Genomic DNA, 19,062 nt, shown 5'->3' with positions numbered 1-19,062 from the left:
AGGACGTACCCGGGCGCTCCCCCGGCTCAACCGCCTTGGTACGCGGCCGTTCTGGGCCCCGTGGCCGGAGCCGGTGCGCCGGCGGCGCCGTCCGTCCGGTCCGGGAGCGGGTCGTCGTCGGCCCCCGTGGCGCGCACCCGGTGCACGTACCGGTCGATGAGGTGGCGCAGCACGGTGGCGGTGGTGACGACGTCCGCCTCGGGGATGCCGTCCAGCGCGTCGGCGAGCCCGATGATGTTGGCCTGTTTCAGGCGGTCCAGCACTTCCCGTCCGCCGCGGGTGATGGCCACCTGGCGGGCCCGCCGGTCCTGCGTGTCCTGGCTGCGTTCCACCAGCTGCTGGCCCTGGAGGCGGTCGATCTGGCGGGTGACGTGGGAGGGCTTGACCATCAGGCGGTCGGCCAGGTCGCTCACCCGGCTGGCCTCCGCGCGCTCGGCGAGCGCGCGCAGCAGGTAGACGTCCGAGCGGGCGGCGGTGATGCCGGCCTTGGCGGTGCGGCGCTCGTGCTCCTGTGACCGTGTCAGCAGGTAGGCCAGGGTGGCCAGGACGTCCTCCAGGCCGTCCAGGCCGTTCGGGCCCTGCGGCCGGCAGGTGGTGGTCCGGTCGTCTTCGGCGTCTTCTTCGTCCGACATGGGGGAACTGTAGCGATCCGGTCCGGGCGGCGGCCGGGACGGGGAGGCGGCGCCGGGTTTCGGACAGTTTCGGCCGTCACCCGATCCGCCCTTTCGCCACCACGGAACGCGAGTTAGCGTGACTTTCAGTTAGTTGCTTTGGGCACGTAACTAGGTGCCCACGGCTCGACTCCCGGAAGGGGATCCACCGATGGCCACCGCCGAGAAGACCCCCCGATTCACCCACCCCGCCGCCCGCGGCACCTGCCCGTTCGCCCCGCCGCCCGCGTACGAGCAGGCCCGGCAGGAGGAGCCGGTCAGCCGCGTCACCCTGTGGGACGGCTCCACCAGCTGGCTGGTCACCCGTCACGAGGACGTCAAGGCCGTCCTCTCCGACGCCCGGTTCAGCTCCGACTCCACCCGGCCCGGCTACCCGTTCATCAGCGCGGGCGCCCGGCAGCTGAACACCGGACGGCCGACCATCATCCGGATGGACGCCCCGGAGCACACCCACTTCCGCCGGATGCTGACCGGCGAGTTCATGATCAAGAAGGTCGAGGCGCTGCGCCCGGAGATCCAGCGGATCGCCGACGACCTGCTGGACCGGATGACCGACGGACGCTCCGGCGCCGACCTCGTCCACGAGTTCGCCCTGCCGCTGCCGTCCCTGGTCATCTGCCTGCTGCTCGGCGTCCCCTACCAGGACCACGACTTCTTCCAGGAGTGCAGCCGCGTCCTGCTGCGCCGCGACTCCGCCGCCGAGGACGTCGCCGACGCCCAGGCCAAGCTGGTCGACTACCTGATCGGGCTCACCGAGACCAAGCGCACCCACCCCGACGACGGCATCCTCAGCCGCCTGGTGGAGCGCGGCGAGCTGAGCACCCAGCAGATCGGCGACATGGGCCGGCTGCTGCTGATCGCCGGACACGAGACCACGGCGAACATGACCGCGCTCTCCGTGCTCGCCCTGCTGCGCAACCCCGACCAGCTCGCCCACCTGCGCGAGCACCCCGAGTCCGTGCCCGGCGCGGTCGAGGAGCTGCTGCGCTACCTGACCATCGTGCACTCCGGCGTGACCCGGGTCGCCACCGAGGACGTCGACCTGGGCGACGTGCGGATCGCGGCGGGCGAAGGCGTCATCTGCATGGTCAACACCGCCAACCGGGACGAGCGGGAGTTCCCCGACGGCGACGAGCTCGACCTGACCCGCGACGCCCGCCGCCACCTGGCTTTCGGCTTCGGCGCCCACCAGTGCCTGGGACAGCCGCTCGCCCGGCTGGAGTTGCAGATCGCGCTGGCCACCATCCTGCGCAGACTGCCCGGACTGCGCCTGACCGTTCCGTTCGAGGAGGTCCGCTTCCGCGGCGAGATGCTCATCTACGGCGTCCACGAGCTGCCGATCGCCTGGTGACCCGGGCTCCCCCGGGAGCCCGCAGAACCACACCAACCCACCTGCCCCGCACCGGAGTCCACACCGCCGGGGCGCCCGTTCCGAAAGGAAGACCATGCTCGTCCGGATCGACCAGGAGAAGTGCTGCGGCGCCGGGCACTGCGTGCTCGCCGCCCCCGACGTCTTCGACCAGCGCGACGAGGACGGCATCGTCGTCCTGCTCGACGCCCGACCGCCCGCCGAGCTCCACCAGGCCGTCCGGGACGCCGCCGCGGTCTGCCCGGCCTCGGCCATCACCCTGGACCAGGCGTGACCGCACTGCGGGACGTGGCCGTGGTCGGCGCCGGCGCGGCCGGGCTGCACGCCGCCGAGGCGCTGCGCCGGGCCGGCTACGACGGCCGCCTCACCCTGATCGGGGCCGAGCCCGAACCGCCGTACGACCGGCCGCCGCTGTCCAAGCACCTGCTCGGCGGGGAGTGGCAGCCCGACCGCCTGGCCCTGCGCGGCCCCGAGGCGCTGGAGGAGCTCCGGCTCGACCTGCGCCTCGGGGTCCGGGCCGAGCGGCTGGACCGCCGGGAGCGGACCGTCCGGCTCTCCGACGGCGGGCGGGTGCGCTGCGAGGCCGTCATCGTGGCCACCGGGGTGCGCCCGCGCCGGCTCCCGGGCGCCGACGGTCCCCGGCCCGGGGCGCACGTGCTGCGCACCCTCGCCGACGCCCTCACCCTGCGCGAGGAACTACGCGCGGGCGTACGGCTGTTGGTGGTCGGCGGCGGGCTGCTCGGCGCCGAGGCGGCGGCCACCGCCGTCGGGCTCGGCGCCGAGGTGACCTGGCTGACCTCCACCGCCACGCCGCTGGCCGCCGTCCTGGGCACCGAGACGGCCGCGCTGCTGGCCGGCCTGCACCGCGAGCACGGGGTGCGGCTGCACCGGGGCGTGGCCACCGGACTGCTCGAACGGCGCGGCCGGGCCGTCGGCGTCCGGCTCGCCGACGGCTCCGAACTGGCCGCCGACGCCGTGCTGATGGCCGTCGGCTCCGAACCGGCCACCGAGTGGCTGGCCGGCAGCGGCGTCCCGCTGGACGACGGCGTGGTCTGCGACGCCTACTGCGCCGCCGGCCCCGGCGTCTGGGCGGCCGGGGACGCCGCCTCCTGGCCCGACCCGCGCACCGGCCGCCACCACCGCCTCGAACAGCGCACCAACGCCACCGAGCAGGCCATGCACGCGGCCCGGAACCTGCTGGCCGGCCCCGACGGCGAACGGCAGGCCTACCGGCCGGTCCCGTACCTGTGGACCGACCAGTACGGGCTGCGGGTCCAGGTGTTCGGCCGGCCCGGCGGCGCCGAGCGGTTCGAGGTGGTCGACGGCAGCCTGGCGGAGCACCGCTTCGCCGCCGTCTGCGTCCGGGACGGCCTGGTCACCGGCGCGGTCGGGATCGCCTCCGCCCGGGCGCTGCGCGGGCTGCGCGCCCAGGTCGCGGCGCACGGCCCGTGGCCGCCCGAGCAGGCCGAGCAGGCCTGAGCCGCCCCGCCGCTGCCGCCCCGCCGCCGTAGCCCCGCCGCCGTCGCCCTGCCAGTGCCGCCCGCCGTCCCCGCCCGCCAACCGGGCGAGGCGGCGGGCGGACCGGCATGGTGCGAGGCCCCCGGCACGGCCCCGCCCGGAGACTGGTGGCCCGCCGCCGGCCAGGGGAGAGAGCGCATGGACGACCGCAGCCACCGAGCCGCCCGGGGGCCCGCCCCCGCCCCCGGGACGACCTCACGAGCCGGGGTCCTGGGCACCGCGCTGGCCGCCGTCCTCGCCTTCTCGCTCTCCTCCGGCTCCTGGCAGTGGTTCTCCACCTACCTCGGACTGACCCTCCTCGCGGTGGTCCTCTCCTCCACCCGCCCGCCGAGCCGCGCGACCGACACCGGGGACGGCTACGCCCGGAGCCTGGCCGCCTACACGCTCGTCATCGGACTGTGCGTGGCCCTCGCCCTGGCCCCGGCGATGCAGCGCTGGTCCTGGCTGTTCCCGATGCCGGGCACCCGCCGCGACTGCCCCCGCCTGGGCGACTACGCCCGGCTGCAGGCCCAGGCCTCCCTCGGCGACCTGGCCGCCCGGGACGGCGCCGCGCTCGCCGCCGCCCAGGGCGAACAGGCCGGGCACGCCGTCGCCGACTGCCTGTCCGCGACGACCACGCTCTGGCTGCCCGTGTACGCGCTGGCCGCCGCGCTGCTGGCCGCGCTCGCCGTCCGACTGCTGGACCGGGGCGGCCGCCGGGGACCCTCCCGGTCCGTCGAGGGCTGAGGGGCGACGGAGGGCGGACGGGCGGCGCGCCCCGGGCACTCCCCCGCGCTCCCCGTGCCCCGGCCGGGTCTACCGGTCGAACATCCGCCGGACTATCGTTAGTTGGCGGAAGCTATCGAATTCCCCACGCCGACCCGCCGGCCGGCCAGCAGGAGGCAGCGGTGGCGACACGACTCTCCGACGGCGGCAGGACGGGGCGGCCACGCCCGGCCGGCCACGGTGTGGCACCGGAGCACCCCCGGTACAAGTGGGTGGCGCTGTCCAACACCACGCTCGGCACCCTGATCGCCACCGTCAACGCCTCGATCGTGCTGATCTCGCTGCCCGCGATCTTCAACGGCATCGGCCTGGACCCGCTCCGCCCCGGCAACGTCAGCTACCTGCTGTGGATGCTGATGGGCTACATGCTGGTCACCGCCGTGCTGGTGGTCACCCTCGGCAGACTGGGCGACATCCACGGCCGGGTGCGGATCTACAACGCGGGCTTCCTGATCTTCACCCTCACCTCGGTGGCGCTCTCCCTCGACCCGCTGCACGGCGGGCCCGGGGCCCTGTGGCTGATCGGCTGGCGGGTCGTGCAGGCGGTCGGCGGGTCGATGCTGATGGCCAACTCGGCGGCGATCATCACCGACGCCTTCCCGGCCCGCCAACGCGGCACGGCCCTGGGGGTGAACATCGTCGCGGGCATCGCCGGGTCCTTCATCGGCCTGGTCCTGGGCGGACTGCTGGCCGAGTGGAACTGGCGGTCGATCTTCTGGGTCAATGTGCCGATCGGCATCCTCGGCACGGTCTGGGCCTACCGGTCGCTGCGCGAGACCGGGGTGCGCAAGCCCGCCCGGATCGACTGGTGGGGCAACATCACCTTCGGCGTCGGCCTGACCGCCCTGCTCGCCGCGATCACCTACGGCATCCAGCCGTACGGCGGCCACACCATGGGCTGGACCAACCCCTGGGTGCTGGCCGGACTGTTCGGCGGGGTGGCGCTGCTCGCCGTCTTCTGCCTGGTCGAGTCCCGCACCGCCGAGCCGATGTTCCCGCTCTCGCTCTTCCGCGACCCGGTCTTCGCGGGCGGCAACGCGGCCACCCTGCTGGGCTCGATCGCCCGCGGCGGGCTGCAGTTCATGCTGATCATCTGGCTGCAGGGCATCTGGCTGCCGCTGCACGGCTACGACTACGCCGACACCCCGCTGTGGGCCGGGATCTACCTCGTCCCGCTGACCGTCGGCTTCCTGGCCGCCGGACCGGTCGCCGGCTACCTGTCCGACCGCGCCGGGGCCCGGCTCTTCGCCGCCGGCGGACTGGTGGTGATGGCGCTGTCCTTCGCCGGGCTGCTCCTGCTGCCCACCGACTTCGGCTACCCGTGGTTCGCCCTGCTGGTGTTCGTCAACGGCCTGGGCGGCGGCCTGTTCGCCGCCCCCAACACCTCGCTGATCATGTCCAGCGTGCCGGCCGCCGCCCGCGGCGCGGCCTCCGGCATGCGGGCCACCTTCCAGAACGCCGGCATGGTGCTGTCGATCGGCGTCTTCTTCTCCCTGATGGTGGCCGGCCTGGCGGGCTCGCTGCCGCACACGCTCACCGCCGGACTGACCGCCCAGGGCGTGCCCGCCGCCGACGCGCACGCCATCGCCTCGCTGCCGCCGGTGGGCACCCTGTTCGCGGCCTTCCTCGGGTACAACCCGATCCAGCAGCTGCTGGGCCCGCAGGTGCTCGGGCAGCTGCCGGCGGACAACGTCCGGACGCTGACCGGTCGGGAGTTCTTCCCCCAGCTGATCTCGGGGCCCTTCCACGACGGGCTGGTGGTGGTGTTCTGGCTGGCGATCGCGATGTCGCTGGTCGCCGCGGCCGCCTCGCTGGTGCGCGAGCGGACCCGGCCCGCCACCGCGCGTCCGGCCTCCGCACCGTCCGGCTCCGTACCGTCCGGCGCCTCACCCTCCGGTGCCTCACCGGCCACCACCGCGCCCGCCCCCGCGCGGCCCGCCGCCCCGCCGACGAAGGAGCCCGGGCCGTGAGCGCGGACGGCGGCGGCCTGTCCGCCGAGGCCGTCGTCCGGCTCCGGCTGGCGATCGGCCGGCTCAACCGCCAGCTGGTCCGCGCCTCCGGCGACCAGGACCTCACCGCCGCCCAGCTCTCCGCCCTGGCCCGGGTGGAGCAGCACGGGCCGCTGCGGCTCGGCGAACTCGCCGCACGCGAGGGCGTAGCGGTGCCGTCCATGGTCCGTACGGTCACCCCGCTGGTCGCCGACGGGCTGGTCGCCAAGACCCCCGACCCGCAGGACGGACGCTCCCAGCTGCTCGCCCCCACCCCGCTCGGGCTGGAGACGCTGGCCCGGATCCGCCGCGAGCGCACCGCCCTGCTGGCCCGCCGCAGCGCCCGGCTCAGCCCCGAGCAGTGCCGCGCCCTGGAGGCGGCGCTGCCCCTCCTGGAGCTGCTGCTCGACGAACCCGGCACCCCCTGACCCGGGTCCGTGACGGCCCCGGTCCGCCGACGGCAGGACCGCTACCGCTGCCCCGGCCAGGGCACCGAGGTCTCCACCCCGACGGTGTAGTCGACGCCGGGGACGTCCCAGCCGTACAGCTGCCGGAACTGGTTGTAGAACCAGGCGGCCCCGGCCGGGTCGGCGGCCAGCGCGGCCGCCGGGTCGGCCCACAGCTCCCGCACCCGGTCCTGCACGGCGGGGTCGAGCTCCCAGCCGTCCAGGCGGATGCGGCCCCGGTCGTCCAGGGCGGGTTCCTTCGCGCCGGTCAGCTGCTCCCACAGGTCCACGGCCTGGTCGTCGGTCGTGCGCCAGCCGTCCTCGCCGAGGACGTTGCGCAGCAGCGAGGTGTAGAGGGCGATGGAGGGGATGGCGGTGGACGCCTGGGTGACGGCCGCACCGGCGACGACGGTGAACGCCCGGCCGCGGTCGGCGAGCACCCCGGTCTGCAGCTCCCGGGCGGTGGCCTCCAGGTGCTCCTTGGCGGCGCCGATCGTGCCCTGCCGGTAGACCGGCGCGGTGATCTCGGAGCCGACGTAGGACAGGGCCACGGTGGTGAAGCCGGGGGCGAGCAGGTCCGCCTCGGCCAGCGCCCGCACCCACAGCCCCCAGTCCTCGCCGCCCATCACCTTGACGGTCGCCGCCCGCTCGGCCTCGTCGGCCGGGGCGAGGTCGACGGTGCCGACCTGCGGGGCCCCGTCGTCGAAGAGCAGGGACGGCGAGGTGTACGGGGAGCCGATCGGCTTGATCACCGAGTGGTGGACCTCGCCGGTGGCCGGGTCGGTGCGCCGGGGCGAGGCCAGCGAGTAGACGAGGTGGTCGACCGGGCCGTACCGCTCGGCGAGCAGCTTGAGCACCTCGGCGCGGGTGGCGTCGGCGTAGGCGTCGGCGTTGACGAAGGTGACGTCTCCCCCGCTGTCCTCGGCCAGGGCGGAGGTCGCGGCGGTGCGGTACCAGCCGGCGGTGGCGGTGCGCCGCTCGGTGGCGGCGCCCTCGTAGGCGACGCCGATCCCGCGGACGCCGTGGCGGCGCAGCCCGGCGAGCAGGATCGCCTGGCCGTACCCGGCGCTGGCGCCGAGGACCAGGACGACCGGGGCCCGTCCGGTCGCGGTCGCGGGCTCGATGCGCCGCCACTGGCGGTCGACGGTGGCCTCGCTGCCGGCCGGGTGGGAGTTGACGATCAGGTAGCCCCGCTGCTTGGGGGTGATCTGCTGGATGCTCACGCGGTGGCGCCCTCTCCGATCCGGAGATCGTGATCAAGGTGTCGGTCGTCCGGAGCCTATCCGCGCCGGCGGGCGCCGCCCTTGCCATGCCGTCACGGAAGTTGCGGCCCGCGGTTGTCGGGGGTCGTCATTGCGGCGGGCGTCCCGCTTGGGCTATCCCGCTGGGCGGTCCACGAGGTCCCCCGGTCGATCTCCACGAGGTCCCTCCGGTCGGTGACGTTCCCTGGTCGCACCGTGCCGGCCGTGCTGCTGTCCCGGGCGGCTCACCGCAACGGCCGCCCGTTCCGCCGTTGGAGTGCTCTGCCGCCGCCGACCGCGCTCGGCCGCCCCGCGTGCCGTACGGCCCACTAGGTTCCTGCCGTGGACGAAACCAGGGCTTCGGACGGGCACCAGCCGTCCGCCGGCGAGCGCGTCACGGCCCGCCTGGACGGGCGGCTGCCGGTCACGGAGGCGGGCCGGGAGCTGCTGCGCAAGGTCTTCCCGGACCACTGGTCGTTCCTGCTCGGCGAACTCGCGCTGTACAGCTTCGTGGTGCTGCTGCTGACCGGCGTCTACCTGACCTTCTTCTTCCGGCCGAGCATGAACGAGGTCGTCTACCAGGGCGCCTACCTGCCGCTCGACGGCGTCCGGGTGTCCGAGGCGTACGCGTCGACCCTGCGGATCAGCTTCGAGGTGCGGGGCGGACTGATGATTCGTCAGATCCACCACTGGTCGGCCCTGTTGTTCGCCTCGGCGATCGGCGCGCACCTGCTGCGGGTGTTCTTCACCGGGGCGTTCCGCCGCCCGCGCGAGCTCAACTGGGTGATCGGGGTGACGCTGTTCAACCTCGCGCTGCTGGAGGGGTTCTCCGGCTACTCGCTGCCCGACGACACCCTCTCCGGCACCGGCCTGCGGATCGCCGAGGGCGTGCTGCTCTCGGTGCCGCTGGTCGGCACGTACCTCACCCTGTTCGCCTTCGGCGGCGAGTTCCCCGGGCACGACGTCATCCCCCGGCTGTTCACCGTGCACGTCCTGCTGGTCCCCGGCCTGCTGCTGGCCCTGGTCGGGGCGCACCTGACGCTGGTGGTGGTACTGAAGCACACCCACTGGGCCGCCCCCGGCCGTACCAACCGCAACGTGGTGGGGATGCCGTTCTTCCCCCAGTTCCTGACCCGCACGACGGGCCTGCTGTTCGCGGTGGGCGGCGTGATGGCGCTCTCGGCGTTCCTCGCCGAGGTCAACCCCATCTGGCGGTACGGCTCCTACCGCCCCGACGTGGTCGGCACGGGCGCGCAGCCGGACTGGTACATCGGCTTCATCGAGGGGGCGTTGCGGCTGATGCCGGCCGCGGAGACCAGGGTGCTCGGGCACACCCTGTCCTGGAACGTGCTGCTGCCCGCCCTGGTGGTGCCCGGCCTGCTGTTCGCGGCGCTGTACGCCTACCCCTTCGTGGAACGGTGGCTCGACCCCGGCACCGGCGAGCACCACCTGTGCGACCGCCCGCGCAACAGGCCCACCCGCACCGCGCTGGGCACCGCCGGGATCACCGTCTACGCGGTGCTGCTGGTCGCCGGCGGCAACGACGTGATCGCGTACGCCTTCGGGCTCGACGTCAACGCGCTCACCGTGGTGCTGCGGACGGCGCTGGTCGTGCTGCCGCCGGTGGTCTTCCTGCTCACCCGGCGCCTCTGCCTGGCCCTCCAGGCCCGGGACCGCGACCGGCTGCTGGACGGCGACGAGACCGGCCGGATCGACCAGGCGCACGACGGCGGCTTCTCCGGCCACCACCGCCCGCTGCCCGAGGCCGAGCGGTACGTGCTGCTGGCGCGCGCCGAGGCCGAGCCGGTCACCGCCCCGCAGGGGGCGCCGCGGCACGAGCGGGTGCGCGCCGCCGCGAGCTCCTGGTTCCACCGCGACCGGGTCGAACTGCCCTCCACCGCAAGGGAGTCGGAGCGGATGGCGGACGTCCTGACCGCCCCGGCGCACCCCGCTCCCCCGGCCGTCCCGGCGCCCGGGGCGGGCCCGGGCGGCCCGCTCCGGCGGCTGCTGCGCCGGCTCAGCCCGCGCCGTGGTCGCGGTACTGGAAGATGAAGCCGGCGACGGCGAGCGCGAGCACCAGGGCGCCGACGACGATCAGCCAGCGGGCGAACACCAGCCCCAGGGCGAAGACCGTCACACCGACCGCCGCGAGGACCGGGTAGCCGCTGCGGGCCGGGAAGAACCCCACTGGCCCGGCGGCCTCCGCGATCTCGGCCTCCTCGCGGTCCTGCGCCCGGCCGCCGCCCGACCGCCGGTACTGGACGAACCAGAACAGCGCGACCAGACCGGACATCAGGAACGCCACCGTCAGGATCGCCTTGCCGGCCGGCTCCCGGGCCCAGAGGCCGTAGACCAGCCCGGTCACCGCGAAGAACGCGGTCATCACCGCGAACAGCCACCCCTCCGCCTTCACCGCCCGCTCCCCCGTCCGCCGGTACGGCCGTACGGCACACCGGAGTCGCCGGTCGGCGACTCCGCCGCGGACACCTCCGGGTGGTGCAGGTCGAAGGCCGGCGACTCCGAGCGGATCCGGGGCAGCGCGTGGAAGTTGTGCGGCGGCGGCGGGCTGGAGGTGGCCCACTCCAGCGACCGGCCCCAGCCCCACGGGTCGTCCTCGGCGACCTTCTCGCCGTACCTGGTGGTCCGCCAGACGTTGTAGAAGAACGGCAGGTTGGAGACCCCGAGCAGGAACGAGCCGATCGAGGCGCACACGTTCAGGGCCGTGAAGTCGTCCACCGCCAGGTAGCTCGCGTAGCGGCGCGGCATCCCCTGGGCGCCCAGCCAGTGCATCACCAGGAAGGTGGTCTGGAACCCGGTGAACAGGATCCAGAAGTGCGCCTTCCCCAGCTTCTCGTCGAGCATCTTCCCGGTGAGCTTCGGCCACCAGAAGTAGAAGCCCGCGAAGGTGGCGAAGACGACCGTCCCGAACAGCACGTAGTGCAGGTGGGCCACCACGAAGTAGCTGTCGGTGACGTGGAAGTCGATCGGCGGCGCCGCCAGCAGCACCCCGCTCAGCCCGCCGAACAGGAAGGTCACCAGGAAGCCGACCGACCAGAGCATCGGGGTCTCGAAGGAGAGCGAGCCGTTCCACATCGTCCCGACCCAGTTGAAGAACTTCACCCCGGTGGGCACCGCGATGAGGAAGGACATCATCGCGAAGAACGGCAGCAGCACCTGGCCGGTGGCGAACATGTGGTGCGCCCACACCGACATGGACAGCGCCGTGATGGCGATGGTCGCGCCGATCATCCCGTGGTAGCCGAACAGCGGTTTGCGGCTGAACACCGGGATGATCTCGCTGATGACGCCGAAGAACGGCAGCGCGACGATGTACACCTCCGGGTGGCCGAAGAACCAGAACAGGTGCTGCCACAGCAGCGCCCCGCCGTTCGCCGCGTCGAAGGCGTGCGCGCCGAACTTGCGGTCCGCCTCCAGGCAGAGCAGCGCCGCGGTCAGCACCGGGAAGGCCAGCAGCACCATGACCGAGGTGAACAGCACGTTCCAGGTGAAGACCGGCATCCGGAACAGCGTCATGCCCGGCGCCCGCAGGCAGGTGATGGTGGTGATGAAGTTGACCGCGCCCAGGATGGTGCCGAGGCCGGCCACCACCAGGCCGAACGCCCACAGGTCCCCGCCCGCCCCCGGCGAGAACAGCGGGCCGTTCAGCGGCGCGTAGGCGAACCAGCCGAAGGAGGGCGCGCCCCCGGTGGTGAGGAAGCCGCTCAGCACCGTCAGCCCGCCCAGCAGGAACGCCCAGTAGGTGAAGGCGTTCAGCCGGGGGAAGGCGACGTCCGGCGAGCCGATCTGCAGGGGCATGATCGCGTTGGCGAACCCGGCGAAGGTCGGGGTGGCGAACAGCAGCAGCATGATCGTGCCGTGCATGGTGAACAGCTGGTTGTAGCGCTCGTTCGACAGCAGCCCGGTGTCCGGCCCCAGCAGCTGGGCCCGCATCAGCAGCGCGAGCACGCCCCCGACCAGGAAGAAGCCGAAGGCCGTCGCCAGGTAGAGGTTCCCGATGACCTTGTGGTCCGTGGTGAACAGCCAGCGCAGCAGCGTGCTGCCCTGCCGGACCCTCACCCGGGTGCGGTCCCGCGCGGGGGGCGGCGCGGTGGACGAAGCGTTCATGGAACCTCCGCAGCGGAGCCGGTGACGCCCCCGGTCGCGGCGCCGACCCCCTCCCCGGCCCGGCGGAGGGCCCGCCCTCGCACGCCATCGCCGACCCTAGCGGCGGCGGCCCGGGCCGCCGGGGCGCCACGCGGTACGGCCCGTCGACCGGGCGCGGCGCTCCCGCGGACCGGGGCTTCGCTTACGCGGGCCGGGGCTCCGGGGCGTCCGGGCTCAGCGCTCCCGCAGGTCGGGGACCACCTCGCGCAGGCGCTCGGCGCCGATCGCGCCCGCCCGCAGCAGGACCGGCACCTCGCCGGTGATGTCCACGATCGAGGAGGGCACGGCGGCCGCGGTCGGGCCTCCGTCGAGGTAGACGGCCACCGAGTCGCCGAGCATGCCCTGGGCGGCGTCGCAGTCCTGCGGCGAGTCGTGCCCGGTCAGGTTCGCGCTGGAGACGGCCAACGGCCCGGTGGCGTTGAGCAGTTCGATGGCGACCGGGTGCGCGGGCATCCGCACCGCGACCGTCCCGTTGGTCTCGCCGAGGTCCAGCTCGACCGAGTCCAGGTGGCGGGCGACCACGGTCAGCCCGCCTGGCCAGAACTCCTTGACCAGGTCCCGCGCGCGCTCCGTCACCTCGACCAGCCCGTCCAGCGCCTCCGGGGAGCCGACCAGCACCGGCGAGGGCATGTTCCGTCCCCGGCCCTTGGCACGCAGCAGGCGGTCGACGGCCTGCGGTGCGAAGGCGTCCGCGCCCACGCCGTACACGGTGTCCGTGGGCAGGACGACGAGTTCACCGCGGCGCACCGCGGCCACGGCCTCGCGCAGCCCGGCCGCGCGCTCCGACGGGTCCGAACAGTCAAAACGACGAGTCATCAGGGGTCTCCACCGGCGGGCCGCCGGCCCGCCCCGTTCCTCCGGCCCGGCCACCTCTCCGGCCGGACACGACCTGGTCAGCCTACCCGTCCCGCTCCCGCCGCCCGGCCACGCCCCGGGGTCGCGGTGTGCGGGGCTCCTCGGCCGCCCGGGTGGCTCGGGACAGTGCCGCCGTACCGGGCCGCCTTCCCCGGGGGCGGCCGGTGGCGGGCGGACGTAGGTTGCGCACATGACCAGTGACGAGACGGTCCCGGCCGTGGGAGTGCGTCCGCTGGACGAGGTGTTCGCCGCGATCGACAAGGTCAACCGGCGGCCCCGGCCCTGGACCGGCTTCGAGCACGGCGTGCTCGGCGCCTACCGGTGGGCCGCCGGCGCCCAGGTCGCGGCCCCGGTCACCGCCGCCGCCACGGCCGGCTCCATCGGCCCGTGCCTCGCCCAGCTGCTGGCCGAGTGCCAGGCCGCCGCCGTCCGCCTCCACCTCGTCCGCACCCAGGGGGCGGACCACACCTACGTCCTCGGCGTCCACCGTGCACTGGCCTGGCTCTGCGGGCTGCACGAGGACCGTCCCTGAACGACCGTCCCCGAGCCCGCCGGGCCCGGGGCGTCGAACGGGTGGCGCACGGCGGTGAACAGGGCCCGGGCCCGGTCAGTAGTAGTGGCGGCGGCCGCCGACGGCGTGCCCGAGCGTTCCGGCGAGCCACAGGACCAGGCCGACGACGGCCAGCACGATGCCGATGGTCCACAGGATCGAGATACCGGTGACGAAGCCGATGATGAGCAGGATGACGCCGAGGAGTATCACGAGGGTCTCCCGGGTTGGTGGGTGGCTGTCGGCGGGGGCGGCCCGGTCGGCTCGAACCGGCCGCAGCGGTCGTCCCCGGGGATCGGGGCCTGTCCTGCCCGGCCCGTCTCCACACCCCCCGCGTCTACCGCGCCACGGCCCGGGCAAACCGCCCCGCCGCTCCCCCGTCAGCGCCGGTGGCGGCCGCCCTGCCGGCGGGGCGGCGCGGCCACCCGGGGCGCGGGCAGGAAGAGCCGGGCCAGCTCGCGGCCCAGGTTGACGCCGATGGCGAGGGCCATCGCCATCGCGGCGGCCCGCCCGATGCCGCTCAGCCCGATCTCGGGTTCGCCCCGGACGAAGGCCAGCATCCCGAAGTACAGCACCGAGCCGGGCAGCAGCGGCCCCAGGGCGGCGGTGATGTGCGGCAGCGCCGAGCTGCCCCGGCAGCGCGCCATGAGCTGGCCGGACAGGCCCACCAGCCCGGCGGCGAGACCGGTGGCCAGGATCGGCTCGCCGCCCGCGTTCACCAGCACCCCGTACGTGGTCCAGCCGGCCGCGCTGTTCAGCAGGACCGCCGGCAGCGTGGCCGGCTCGGTGTTCAGCAGCACCGCGAACGCCAGGGTGAGCAGCACCGCGGCGGCGAGTTGCAGCGGGGGGTTGACCGCCCCGGGCGGGACGTCCTGGGCGGCGAGGTCGGCACCGTTGTTGACGCCGACGTAGAGCACCGTCATCACCCCGACCACCACGCCGGTCATCAGGTAGAGCGCTTCGAGCAGCCGGGCGGCGGCGGTGAGGTAGAAGCCCGCCAGGCCGTCCTGGGCCGCCGCCACCATGGGCCACCCCGGCAGCACGGCGAACAGCCCGCCGGTGATCACCACCGATCCGCGCAGGTGCAGACCGTTGAACGAGAGCAGGATGCCGATCACTGCGGCGGGCACCGCCGCCACCACGAACTGGTAGAACGCCGGGAGGTCGTGGCGCGCCACCAGGGCCGAGAAGCGCTCGCCCACCAGCGCGGCGACGACGGCGCTGGCGAACACCAGCCAGGCCCGGGCGTCGGCCCGGCCGCCGATCAGCAGCGTGGCGGCCCCGGCCATCCCGCCGCAGGAGAGCACGAACAGCCGGCCGGAGTACCGGCGGCGGCGACGGCGGGCCGCCACCAGGCGGCCGTGCGCCTCGGGGACGGCCATCCCGCCCACGGCGATCTCGGTGACCAGCCGGAACACCAGGGCCAGCCGCGCGTAGTCGACGGCCGGGCGGCGCACCGAGCACTCGGCGGTCAGCGAGGGCTCCGACGGGCCGGGCTGGTAGGAGATCGCCACCCGGGTGAAGGTCACCTGCGGGTCGCAGGGCTGGACCCGGTAGGCGTGGGCGACGGCGAGCATCGCGGCCTCGACGTCCTCCGCCGCCTCGCCGCTGGCCAGCAGCAGCTCGCCGACCAGCAGCGCGAGGTCCAGCACCCGGGCCGGCTCGACGCCCGTCGGCGGGTCCGCGCCGGCCCCCTCCGGCGCGGGCCGGCGGTCGGCCGTGGGGGTGCGTAGCAGCGGCAGCATCAGGTCGGGCCAGGGGACCGCGGTGCCGTCACCGTCCGGTCCGGGCCGGGCGCCCGCCCCGCGCTTCCCGGACGCGGGGGCCTGGGGCGGCACCCGTTCGGGCCGGGTGGGGTGTCCTTCCGGGCCGGCGGGCGCACCGAGCTGCTCGTGTTCCGTCATCGCGACTCCCTGACCCCACCCCCTCCGCCAACACCGTGCAGCCCTTCAACTACCCGGAGTGACGCTGCGGCGAACGCGCCACACCCGGCACACCCGTACGAACCGGAGCACGACCGGCCGTACACGCCCCAGCACCCCGCGCGTGCCGACCTCGGGGGCTGGGGCCGGCCGGGCGCCGGGGCCCCGGTGGCACCGACGGGGCGTGGCTGCTCGACGACGGCGGACAGGCGGCGACCGGGAGGCGGCCGGGTCAGAACCGCGGCGTCAGCAGGCTCGCCAGCTCGGCCTCGAAGAGCAGCCCGGGACGGAAGCCCATGCCGGTGAAGTGTCCGGCGAGCTCCAGGGACAGCACGCCGTGCAGACGGGTCCAGAAGGCCAGGAAGCGGTGGAGCACCTCGGGCGGGGCCGGCTGCTCGCCCGCCCAGTCCCGGTGGCCCAGCAGGTGGGTGGTGAACGGCGCCTCCGGGGTGTCCGCTCCGGCCGGGGCGAGCGCCGCGCAGGCGTCGACCAGGGTCCGCATGACCTCGTCGGCGATGGCGGTGGTGTCCTCGGGCGCGCGGTAGCCGGGCACGGGGGTGCCGTAGATCAGGAAGTACCGCTGGGGGTCGGCCAGCGCCCAGTCGCGCAGGGCGTGGGCGAGCCCGGCCAGGTCGGCGCCCTCGGCGGCGGCCGCGCCGAGGGTGTCGGCGAGGCTGCGGTACGCGTCCCGGACGAGCTCGGTGATCAGCTCGTCGCGGCCGGCGAAGTAGCGGTAGAGCGCGGGGCCGCTCATGCCCATCCGCTTGGCGATCGCGTTGACGGAGAGCGCCGAGGCGCCGGCCGTGGCGATCTGCTCCCAGGCGTGCGCCTTGACCTCTTCGCGCACCTGGGCCCGGTAGCGCTCGCGCGGGGTGTCCGCGCCCGTCCTCGCCATGGCCCTCGCCCGCTCCCCGTATCGCCCGACTACATGTTCACGCTTCCGTTAGAAGGTATCACGGAACCTGTTGACGCCCCGGCCCTCATGGAGTTACAACTTCTAACGAAGGCGTGAGCATCTAGCTCGCAAGGCGTCCGAGCCGTCCCGACGGCCGACCAGTGAATGGGGAGTTCCATGTCCGCCACGCGCAGCTCCACCCGCGGCACCGGCATCCGCACCGCCCTGCTGACCCTCCCGCTCGCCCTCGGGCTGCTCGGCGCCGCCGCCGCACCGGCCGGGGCCGCCACCGCCCACCGCCCCGGCTCCTCGCTCACCTGCGGCGGGGCGGGCGTCGACCCCGACGCCCGCGTCCGCTACCGGACGGAGGCGGTGATCCACGCACCGCTGCGGACGGTCTGGCGGCTCCAGACCGACGTGGCGCGCTGGCCCGACTGGCAGGCGCCGGTGCGGAACGCGGAGCGCCTCGACGGCGGCCCGCTGCGCCCGGGGTCGGCGTTCCACTGGACCACCCCGCTGCCCCCGAACCCCGCCTCGGCCGACCCCGTCCTGGAGATCACCTCCACCGTCCGGCAGCTGCGGCCCGGCACCTGCATCCGCTGGACCGGCCCGGCGGTCGCGACCGGGCTGCGGATCGACGGCGTCCACGTGTGGAACTTCACCGAGGTCCCCGGCGGCGTCCTGGTGCGCACCGAGGAGACCCACACCGGCCCCCAGGTCGACGCGAACGTCCCCGCCGCCACCGACATCCTCCGCCAGGGCCTCGAAGGCTGGCTGCACGACCTGAAGACCGCCGCCGAGGCCCGCACCCGGTAGGACCGGCCGGACCGACTCGCCGGACCTGTCCCGACGGACCGACTCGCGGACCCCGCGCATGGAAGCCCGCGCCCCGGGCAGACGCCGCCCGGGGCGGACCTTCGCCCCGTCGACGAGAGGAGGCACCCGCCGTGGGTACCGAGGAGAAGCTGCGCAACATGGCGGAGAAGGCCGGCGGCAAGGCCAAGGAAGCGGCCGGGAAGGCCACCGGCGACCGTTCGACCGAGCTCAAGGGCAAGGCCGAGCAGGCGAAGAGCGACCTGAAACAGGCCGTGGAGAAGGTCAAGGACGCGGGCAAGCACTGATCCGGCACCCGGCCGGTCGTCCCCGGACGGCCGCCGGGTGTCCGCGCTTCCACCGCGCCCGGCGCACCGGCGTCGCCGGCCGGCCCGGGCACGGACCCCCGGAGCCCCTCAGGGGGCGAGCAGCCCCTGCCGCCCCGCGTAGGCCGCGAGGCCGTCGGCCGTGGCGCCGGCCCACCCGAGGTAGCCGTCCGGCCGGACCAGGAACACCCCGGTGCCGTACGCCTCATAGGCCGGGATGCGGACCACCGGGGCGGTGACGGCGGGCAGCGGGGTGTCCGTGCCGACGGTGAGCAGCGTCCAGTGCGGGCCGCGGAAGGCGTCGAACAGCCGGGTGCCGCCCCGGCGGCCGTCCGGGGCGCGGTCGCCGGCCCGCAGCGCGTCCGCCGGGAGGTCCTGGCGGGTCTCCACCGAGAGCGCGGACTCCCGGTAGCCGAGGTCGAGTTGCTGGGTCGCCCGGCCGCGGCGCTGCTCGCCGCGGTGGACCCTGGTGGACAGTTCCAGCATCGCGGCCGCGTTGCCGCGGCGCTCCTCCTCGTAGCTGTCGAGCAGTCCCTCCCCCGCTCGCCCGGTCAGCACCGCGGCCAGCTTCCAGCCCAGGTTGTAGGCGTCCTGGACGCTGGTGTTCAGGCCCTGCCCGCCGGCCGGCGAGTGGACGTGCGCGGCGTCGCCCGCCAGGAAGACCCGGCCCGCGCGGAAGCGGTCGGCGAGCGCGGCGCGCGGGCGGAACTCGGAGATCCAGCGCAGTTCGGTGACCTGCTCGGCGGCCAGGTGGGAGCGGGCCGCGACCACCGTGCGCAGCCCGTCGAGGGTGAGGTCGACGGCCGTCCCCTCCGGGAACTGGGCGACCAGCTGAAAGTCCTCGGTGCCGCCGAGCGGGCAGATCGCCAGCATCCCCTCCTCGGAGCCGAACACGTGCCAGTGCTCGCGGTCCAGCCCGTCGATCCGGACGTCCGCGACCAGCATCGGGTCCGGGTCGACGGTCTCGCCGGTCATCCCGATGCCGAGCAGTCGCCGCACCGTCGAGCGGCCGCCGTCCGCCGCGACGACGTACCGCGCCCGGACCGGGCCGCCGGCAACGAACTCGGCGGTCACGCCCTCCTCGTCCTGCGCCAGGCCGACCAGCTCCCGGCCGAACGCGACCTCGCCGCCCAGCTCGCGCAGCCGCCCGTACAGCACCTGCTGGGTGCGCCACTGGGGCAGCATCAGCGCCTCGGTGTACGGCTCGGCCTCGGAGGGCTCGGTCGGGTCGAACATCCGGCGCTCGCCCTGCGGTTCGCCGTCCCGCCAGAACAGGTTGGGCGGGTAGTGCCCGGCGACCGCGCGGACCCGGTCGAGCACGCCGAAGTCGTCGAGCACCTCCAGCGTGCGGGGCTGGAGGCCCTTGCCGCGCGAGCCGGGGAAGAGTTCGGCGCCGCGCTCGACCACCAGCGCGGCGACGCCGTGCCGGGCGAGGTCGAGCGCCAGGGCCAGTCCGGTGGGCCCGGCGCCGATGACCAGGACGTCCGTGTGCATGCCGTGAGAAGCCACGACAACCTCCTTAACGTTGTTAAGTAGCCG

Annotated in this window: 19 protein-coding genes; 10 read left to right on the top strand and 9 right to left on the bottom strand. The window is 74.7% G+C overall.

Annotated elements, in window-relative coordinates; translation table 11 throughout:
• Positions 1–26: 26 nt before the first annotated feature.
• Complete coding sequence (locus tag ACFVXH_RS17860) at positions 27–632, bottom strand: MarR family winged helix-turn-helix transcriptional regulator (RefSeq protein ID WP_387824637.1); 606 nt, start codon at positions 630–632, stop codon at positions 27–29.
• Positions 633–822: 190 nt separating this feature from the next.
• Here ACFVXH_RS17860 and ACFVXH_RS17855 point away from each other — a divergent pair, with 190 nt between their 5' ends.
• The 6 genes from ACFVXH_RS17855 (at position 823) to ACFVXH_RS17830 (ending at position 6,739) form a co-directional block, all read left to right on the top strand.
• Positions 823–2,022, top strand: coding sequence for a cytochrome P450 (locus ACFVXH_RS17855; protein ID WP_387824635.1), 1,200 nt, complete (start codon positions 823–825; stop codon positions 2,020–2,022).
• A gap of 94 nt (positions 2,023–2,116) precedes the next feature.
• On the top strand, positions 2,117–2,314 hold the full coding sequence (locus tag ACFVXH_RS17850; protein WP_049654383.1) for a ferredoxin: 198 nt from the start codon (positions 2,117–2,119) through the stop codon (positions 2,312–2,314).
• The gene (locus ACFVXH_RS17845; protein ID WP_387824632.1) at positions 2,311–3,519 is read left to right on the top strand and encodes an NAD(P)/FAD-dependent oxidoreductase; all 1,209 of its coding nucleotides are present in this window, start codon (positions 2,311–2,313) and stop codon (positions 3,517–3,519) included. Before ACFVXH_RS17850 ends, ACFVXH_RS17845 begins: the two co-directional genes overlap by 4 nt.
• Positions 3,520–3,696: 177 nt before the next feature.
• On the top strand, positions 3,697–4,284 hold the full coding sequence (locus tag ACFVXH_RS17840) for a hypothetical protein (protein WP_387824629.1): 588 nt from the start codon (positions 3,697–3,699) through the stop codon (positions 4,282–4,284).
• Between the two features lie 221 nt (positions 4,285–4,505).
• Positions 4,506–6,293 carry an MFS transporter gene (locus tag ACFVXH_RS17835; protein ID WP_387824978.1) on the top strand — a complete coding sequence of 596 codons (1,788 nt, stop codon included), beginning with the start codon at positions 4,506–4,508 and terminating at the stop codon, positions 6,291–6,293.
• Positions 6,290–6,739 (top strand): MarR family winged helix-turn-helix transcriptional regulator, encoded by a 450-nt coding sequence (locus tag ACFVXH_RS17830; RefSeq protein WP_049659418.1) that lies wholly within the window; start codon positions 6,290–6,292, stop codon positions 6,737–6,739. The genes ACFVXH_RS17835 and ACFVXH_RS17830 overlap by 4 nt, the downstream gene beginning before the upstream one ends.
• Positions 6,740–6,780: 41 nt before the next feature.
• Here the strand turns inward: ACFVXH_RS17830 and ACFVXH_RS17825 are convergent, their stop codons facing one another.
• Complete coding sequence (locus ACFVXH_RS17825) at positions 6,781–7,980, bottom strand: enoyl-[acyl-carrier-protein] reductase FabV (protein ID WP_387824626.1); 1,200 nt, start codon at positions 7,978–7,980, stop codon at positions 6,781–6,783.
• 360 nt (positions 7,981–8,340) lie between these two features.
• Here ACFVXH_RS17825 and ACFVXH_RS17820 point away from each other — a divergent pair, with 360 nt between their 5' ends.
• Positions 8,341–10,050: a cytochrome bc complex cytochrome b subunit gene (locus ACFVXH_RS17820; RefSeq protein WP_387824623.1), complete on the top strand. Its 1,710-nt coding sequence runs from the start codon at positions 8,341–8,343 to the stop codon at positions 10,048–10,050.
• Here ACFVXH_RS17820 and ACFVXH_RS17815 read toward each other — a convergent pair.
• The 3 genes from ACFVXH_RS17815 to ACFVXH_RS17805 all read right to left on the bottom strand — a co-directional run bounded on the left by ACFVXH_RS17815 (position 10,016) and on the right by ACFVXH_RS17805 (position 12,978).
• On the bottom strand, positions 10,016–10,411 hold the full coding sequence (locus tag ACFVXH_RS17815) for a cytochrome c oxidase subunit 4 (protein ID WP_049660513.1): 396 nt from the start codon (positions 10,409–10,411) through the stop codon (positions 10,016–10,018). The genes ACFVXH_RS17820 and ACFVXH_RS17815 overlap by 35 nt on opposite strands.
• Positions 10,408–12,123: a cytochrome c oxidase subunit I gene (gene ctaD / locus ACFVXH_RS17810; protein WP_387824620.1), complete on the bottom strand. Its 1,716-nt coding sequence runs from the start codon at positions 12,121–12,123 to the stop codon at positions 10,408–10,410. The genes ACFVXH_RS17815 and ctaD overlap by 4 nt, the downstream gene beginning before the upstream one ends.
• Before the next feature lie 213 nt (positions 12,124–12,336).
• Positions 12,337–12,978 (bottom strand): L-threonylcarbamoyladenylate synthase, encoded by a 642-nt coding sequence (locus tag ACFVXH_RS17805; protein ID WP_387824617.1) that lies wholly within the window; start codon positions 12,976–12,978, stop codon positions 12,337–12,339.
• A 229-nt stretch (positions 12,979–13,207) separates the two neighbouring features.
• On the opposite strand from ACFVXH_RS17805, the gene ACFVXH_RS17800 reads away from it, so the two are divergent.
• Positions 13,208–13,549 (top strand): hypothetical protein, encoded by a 342-nt coding sequence (locus ACFVXH_RS17800; protein WP_049660132.1) that lies wholly within the window; start codon positions 13,208–13,210, stop codon positions 13,547–13,549.
• 75 nt (positions 13,550–13,624) lie between these two features.
• Here the strand turns inward: ACFVXH_RS17800 and ACFVXH_RS17795 are convergent, their stop codons facing one another.
• The 3 genes from ACFVXH_RS17795 to ACFVXH_RS17785 form a co-directional block, all read right to left on the bottom strand.
• Positions 13,625–13,780: a DUF6131 family protein gene (locus tag ACFVXH_RS17795; RefSeq protein WP_143204583.1), complete on the bottom strand. Its 156-nt coding sequence runs from the start codon at positions 13,778–13,780 to the stop codon at positions 13,625–13,627.
• A gap of 167 nt (positions 13,781–13,947) precedes the next feature.
• Complete coding sequence (locus ACFVXH_RS17790) at positions 13,948–15,471, bottom strand: threonine/serine exporter ThrE family protein (protein WP_074003516.1); 1,524 nt, start codon at positions 15,469–15,471, stop codon at positions 13,948–13,950.
• A gap of 250 nt (positions 15,472–15,721) precedes the next feature.
• Positions 15,722–16,384: a TetR/AcrR family transcriptional regulator gene (locus tag ACFVXH_RS17785; protein ID WP_387824612.1), complete on the bottom strand. Its 663-nt coding sequence runs from the start codon at positions 16,382–16,384 to the stop codon at positions 15,722–15,724.
• 177 nt (positions 16,385–16,561) lie between these two features.
• Here ACFVXH_RS17785 and ACFVXH_RS17780 point away from each other — a divergent pair, with 177 nt between their 5' ends.
• Together ACFVXH_RS17780 and ACFVXH_RS17775 are read left to right on the top strand one after the other, a co-directional pair.
• Positions 16,562–17,200, top strand: a complete 639-nt coding sequence (locus ACFVXH_RS17780) for an SRPBCC family protein (protein ID WP_387824609.1) — start codon at positions 16,562–16,564, stop codon at positions 17,198–17,200.
• A 131-nt stretch (positions 17,201–17,331) separates the two neighbouring features.
• Positions 17,332–17,505 (top strand): CsbD family protein, encoded by a 174-nt coding sequence (locus ACFVXH_RS17775; protein ID WP_082346046.1) that lies wholly within the window; start codon positions 17,332–17,334, stop codon positions 17,503–17,505.
• Positions 17,506–17,613: 108 nt separating this feature from the next.
• On the opposite strand, the gene ACFVXH_RS17770 is transcribed toward ACFVXH_RS17775, so the two are convergent.
• Complete coding sequence (locus ACFVXH_RS17770; protein WP_387824976.1) at positions 17,614–19,017, bottom strand: FAD-dependent oxidoreductase; 1,404 nt, start codon at positions 19,015–19,017, stop codon at positions 17,614–17,616.
• Positions 19,018–19,062: the final 45 nt, after the last annotated feature.

It is taken from the genome of Kitasatospora sp. NPDC058184 (genome assembly GCF_042883725.1).
Lineage (GTDB): Bacteria > Actinomycetota > Actinomycetes > Streptomycetales > Streptomycetaceae > Kitasatospora.
Note: the sequence above shows the minus strand (reverse complement) of the source record. Positions and strands in the feature narration are given on the sequence as shown.

Excerpts from the sequence above, each read along its gene's own strand:
- ACFVXH_RS17785 (WP_387824612.1), bottom strand. The coding sequence starts at position 16,384 with ATGGCGAGGACGGGCGCGGACACCCCGCGCGAGCGCTACCGGGCCCAG.
- ACFVXH_RS17770 (WP_387824976.1), bottom strand. The coding sequence starts at position 19,017 with ATGCACACGGACGTCCTGGTCATCGGCGCCGGGCCCACCGGACTGGCC.
- ACFVXH_RS17790 (WP_074003516.1), bottom strand. The coding sequence starts at position 15,471 with ATGACGGAACACGAGCAGCTCGGTGCGCCCGCCGGCCCGGAAGGACAC.
- ACFVXH_RS17800 (WP_049660132.1), top strand. The coding sequence starts at position 13,208 with ATGACCAGTGACGAGACGGTCCCGGCCGTGGGAGTGCGTCCGCTGGAC.
- ctaD (WP_387824620.1), bottom strand. The coding sequence starts at position 12,123 with ATGAACGCTTCGTCCACCGCGCCGCCCCCCGCGCGGGACCGCACCCGG.
- ACFVXH_RS17850 (WP_049654383.1), top strand. The coding sequence starts at position 2,117 with ATGCTCGTCCGGATCGACCAGGAGAAGTGCTGCGGCGCCGGGCACTGC.
- ACFVXH_RS17780 (WP_387824609.1), top strand. The coding sequence starts at position 16,562 with ATGTCCGCCACGCGCAGCTCCACCCGCGGCACCGGCATCCGCACCGCC.
- ACFVXH_RS17855 (WP_387824635.1), top strand. The coding sequence starts at position 823 with ATGGCCACCGCCGAGAAGACCCCCCGATTCACCCACCCCGCCGCCCGC.
- ACFVXH_RS17805 (WP_387824617.1), bottom strand. The coding sequence starts at position 12,978 with ATGACTCGTCGTTTTGACTGTTCGGACCCGTCGGAGCGCGCGGCCGGG.
- ACFVXH_RS17840 (WP_387824629.1), top strand. The coding sequence starts at position 3,697 with ATGGACGACCGCAGCCACCGAGCCGCCCGGGGGCCCGCCCCCGCCCCC.
- ACFVXH_RS17860 (WP_387824637.1), bottom strand. The coding sequence starts at position 632 with ATGTCGGACGAAGAAGACGCCGAAGACGACCGGACCACCACCTGCCGG.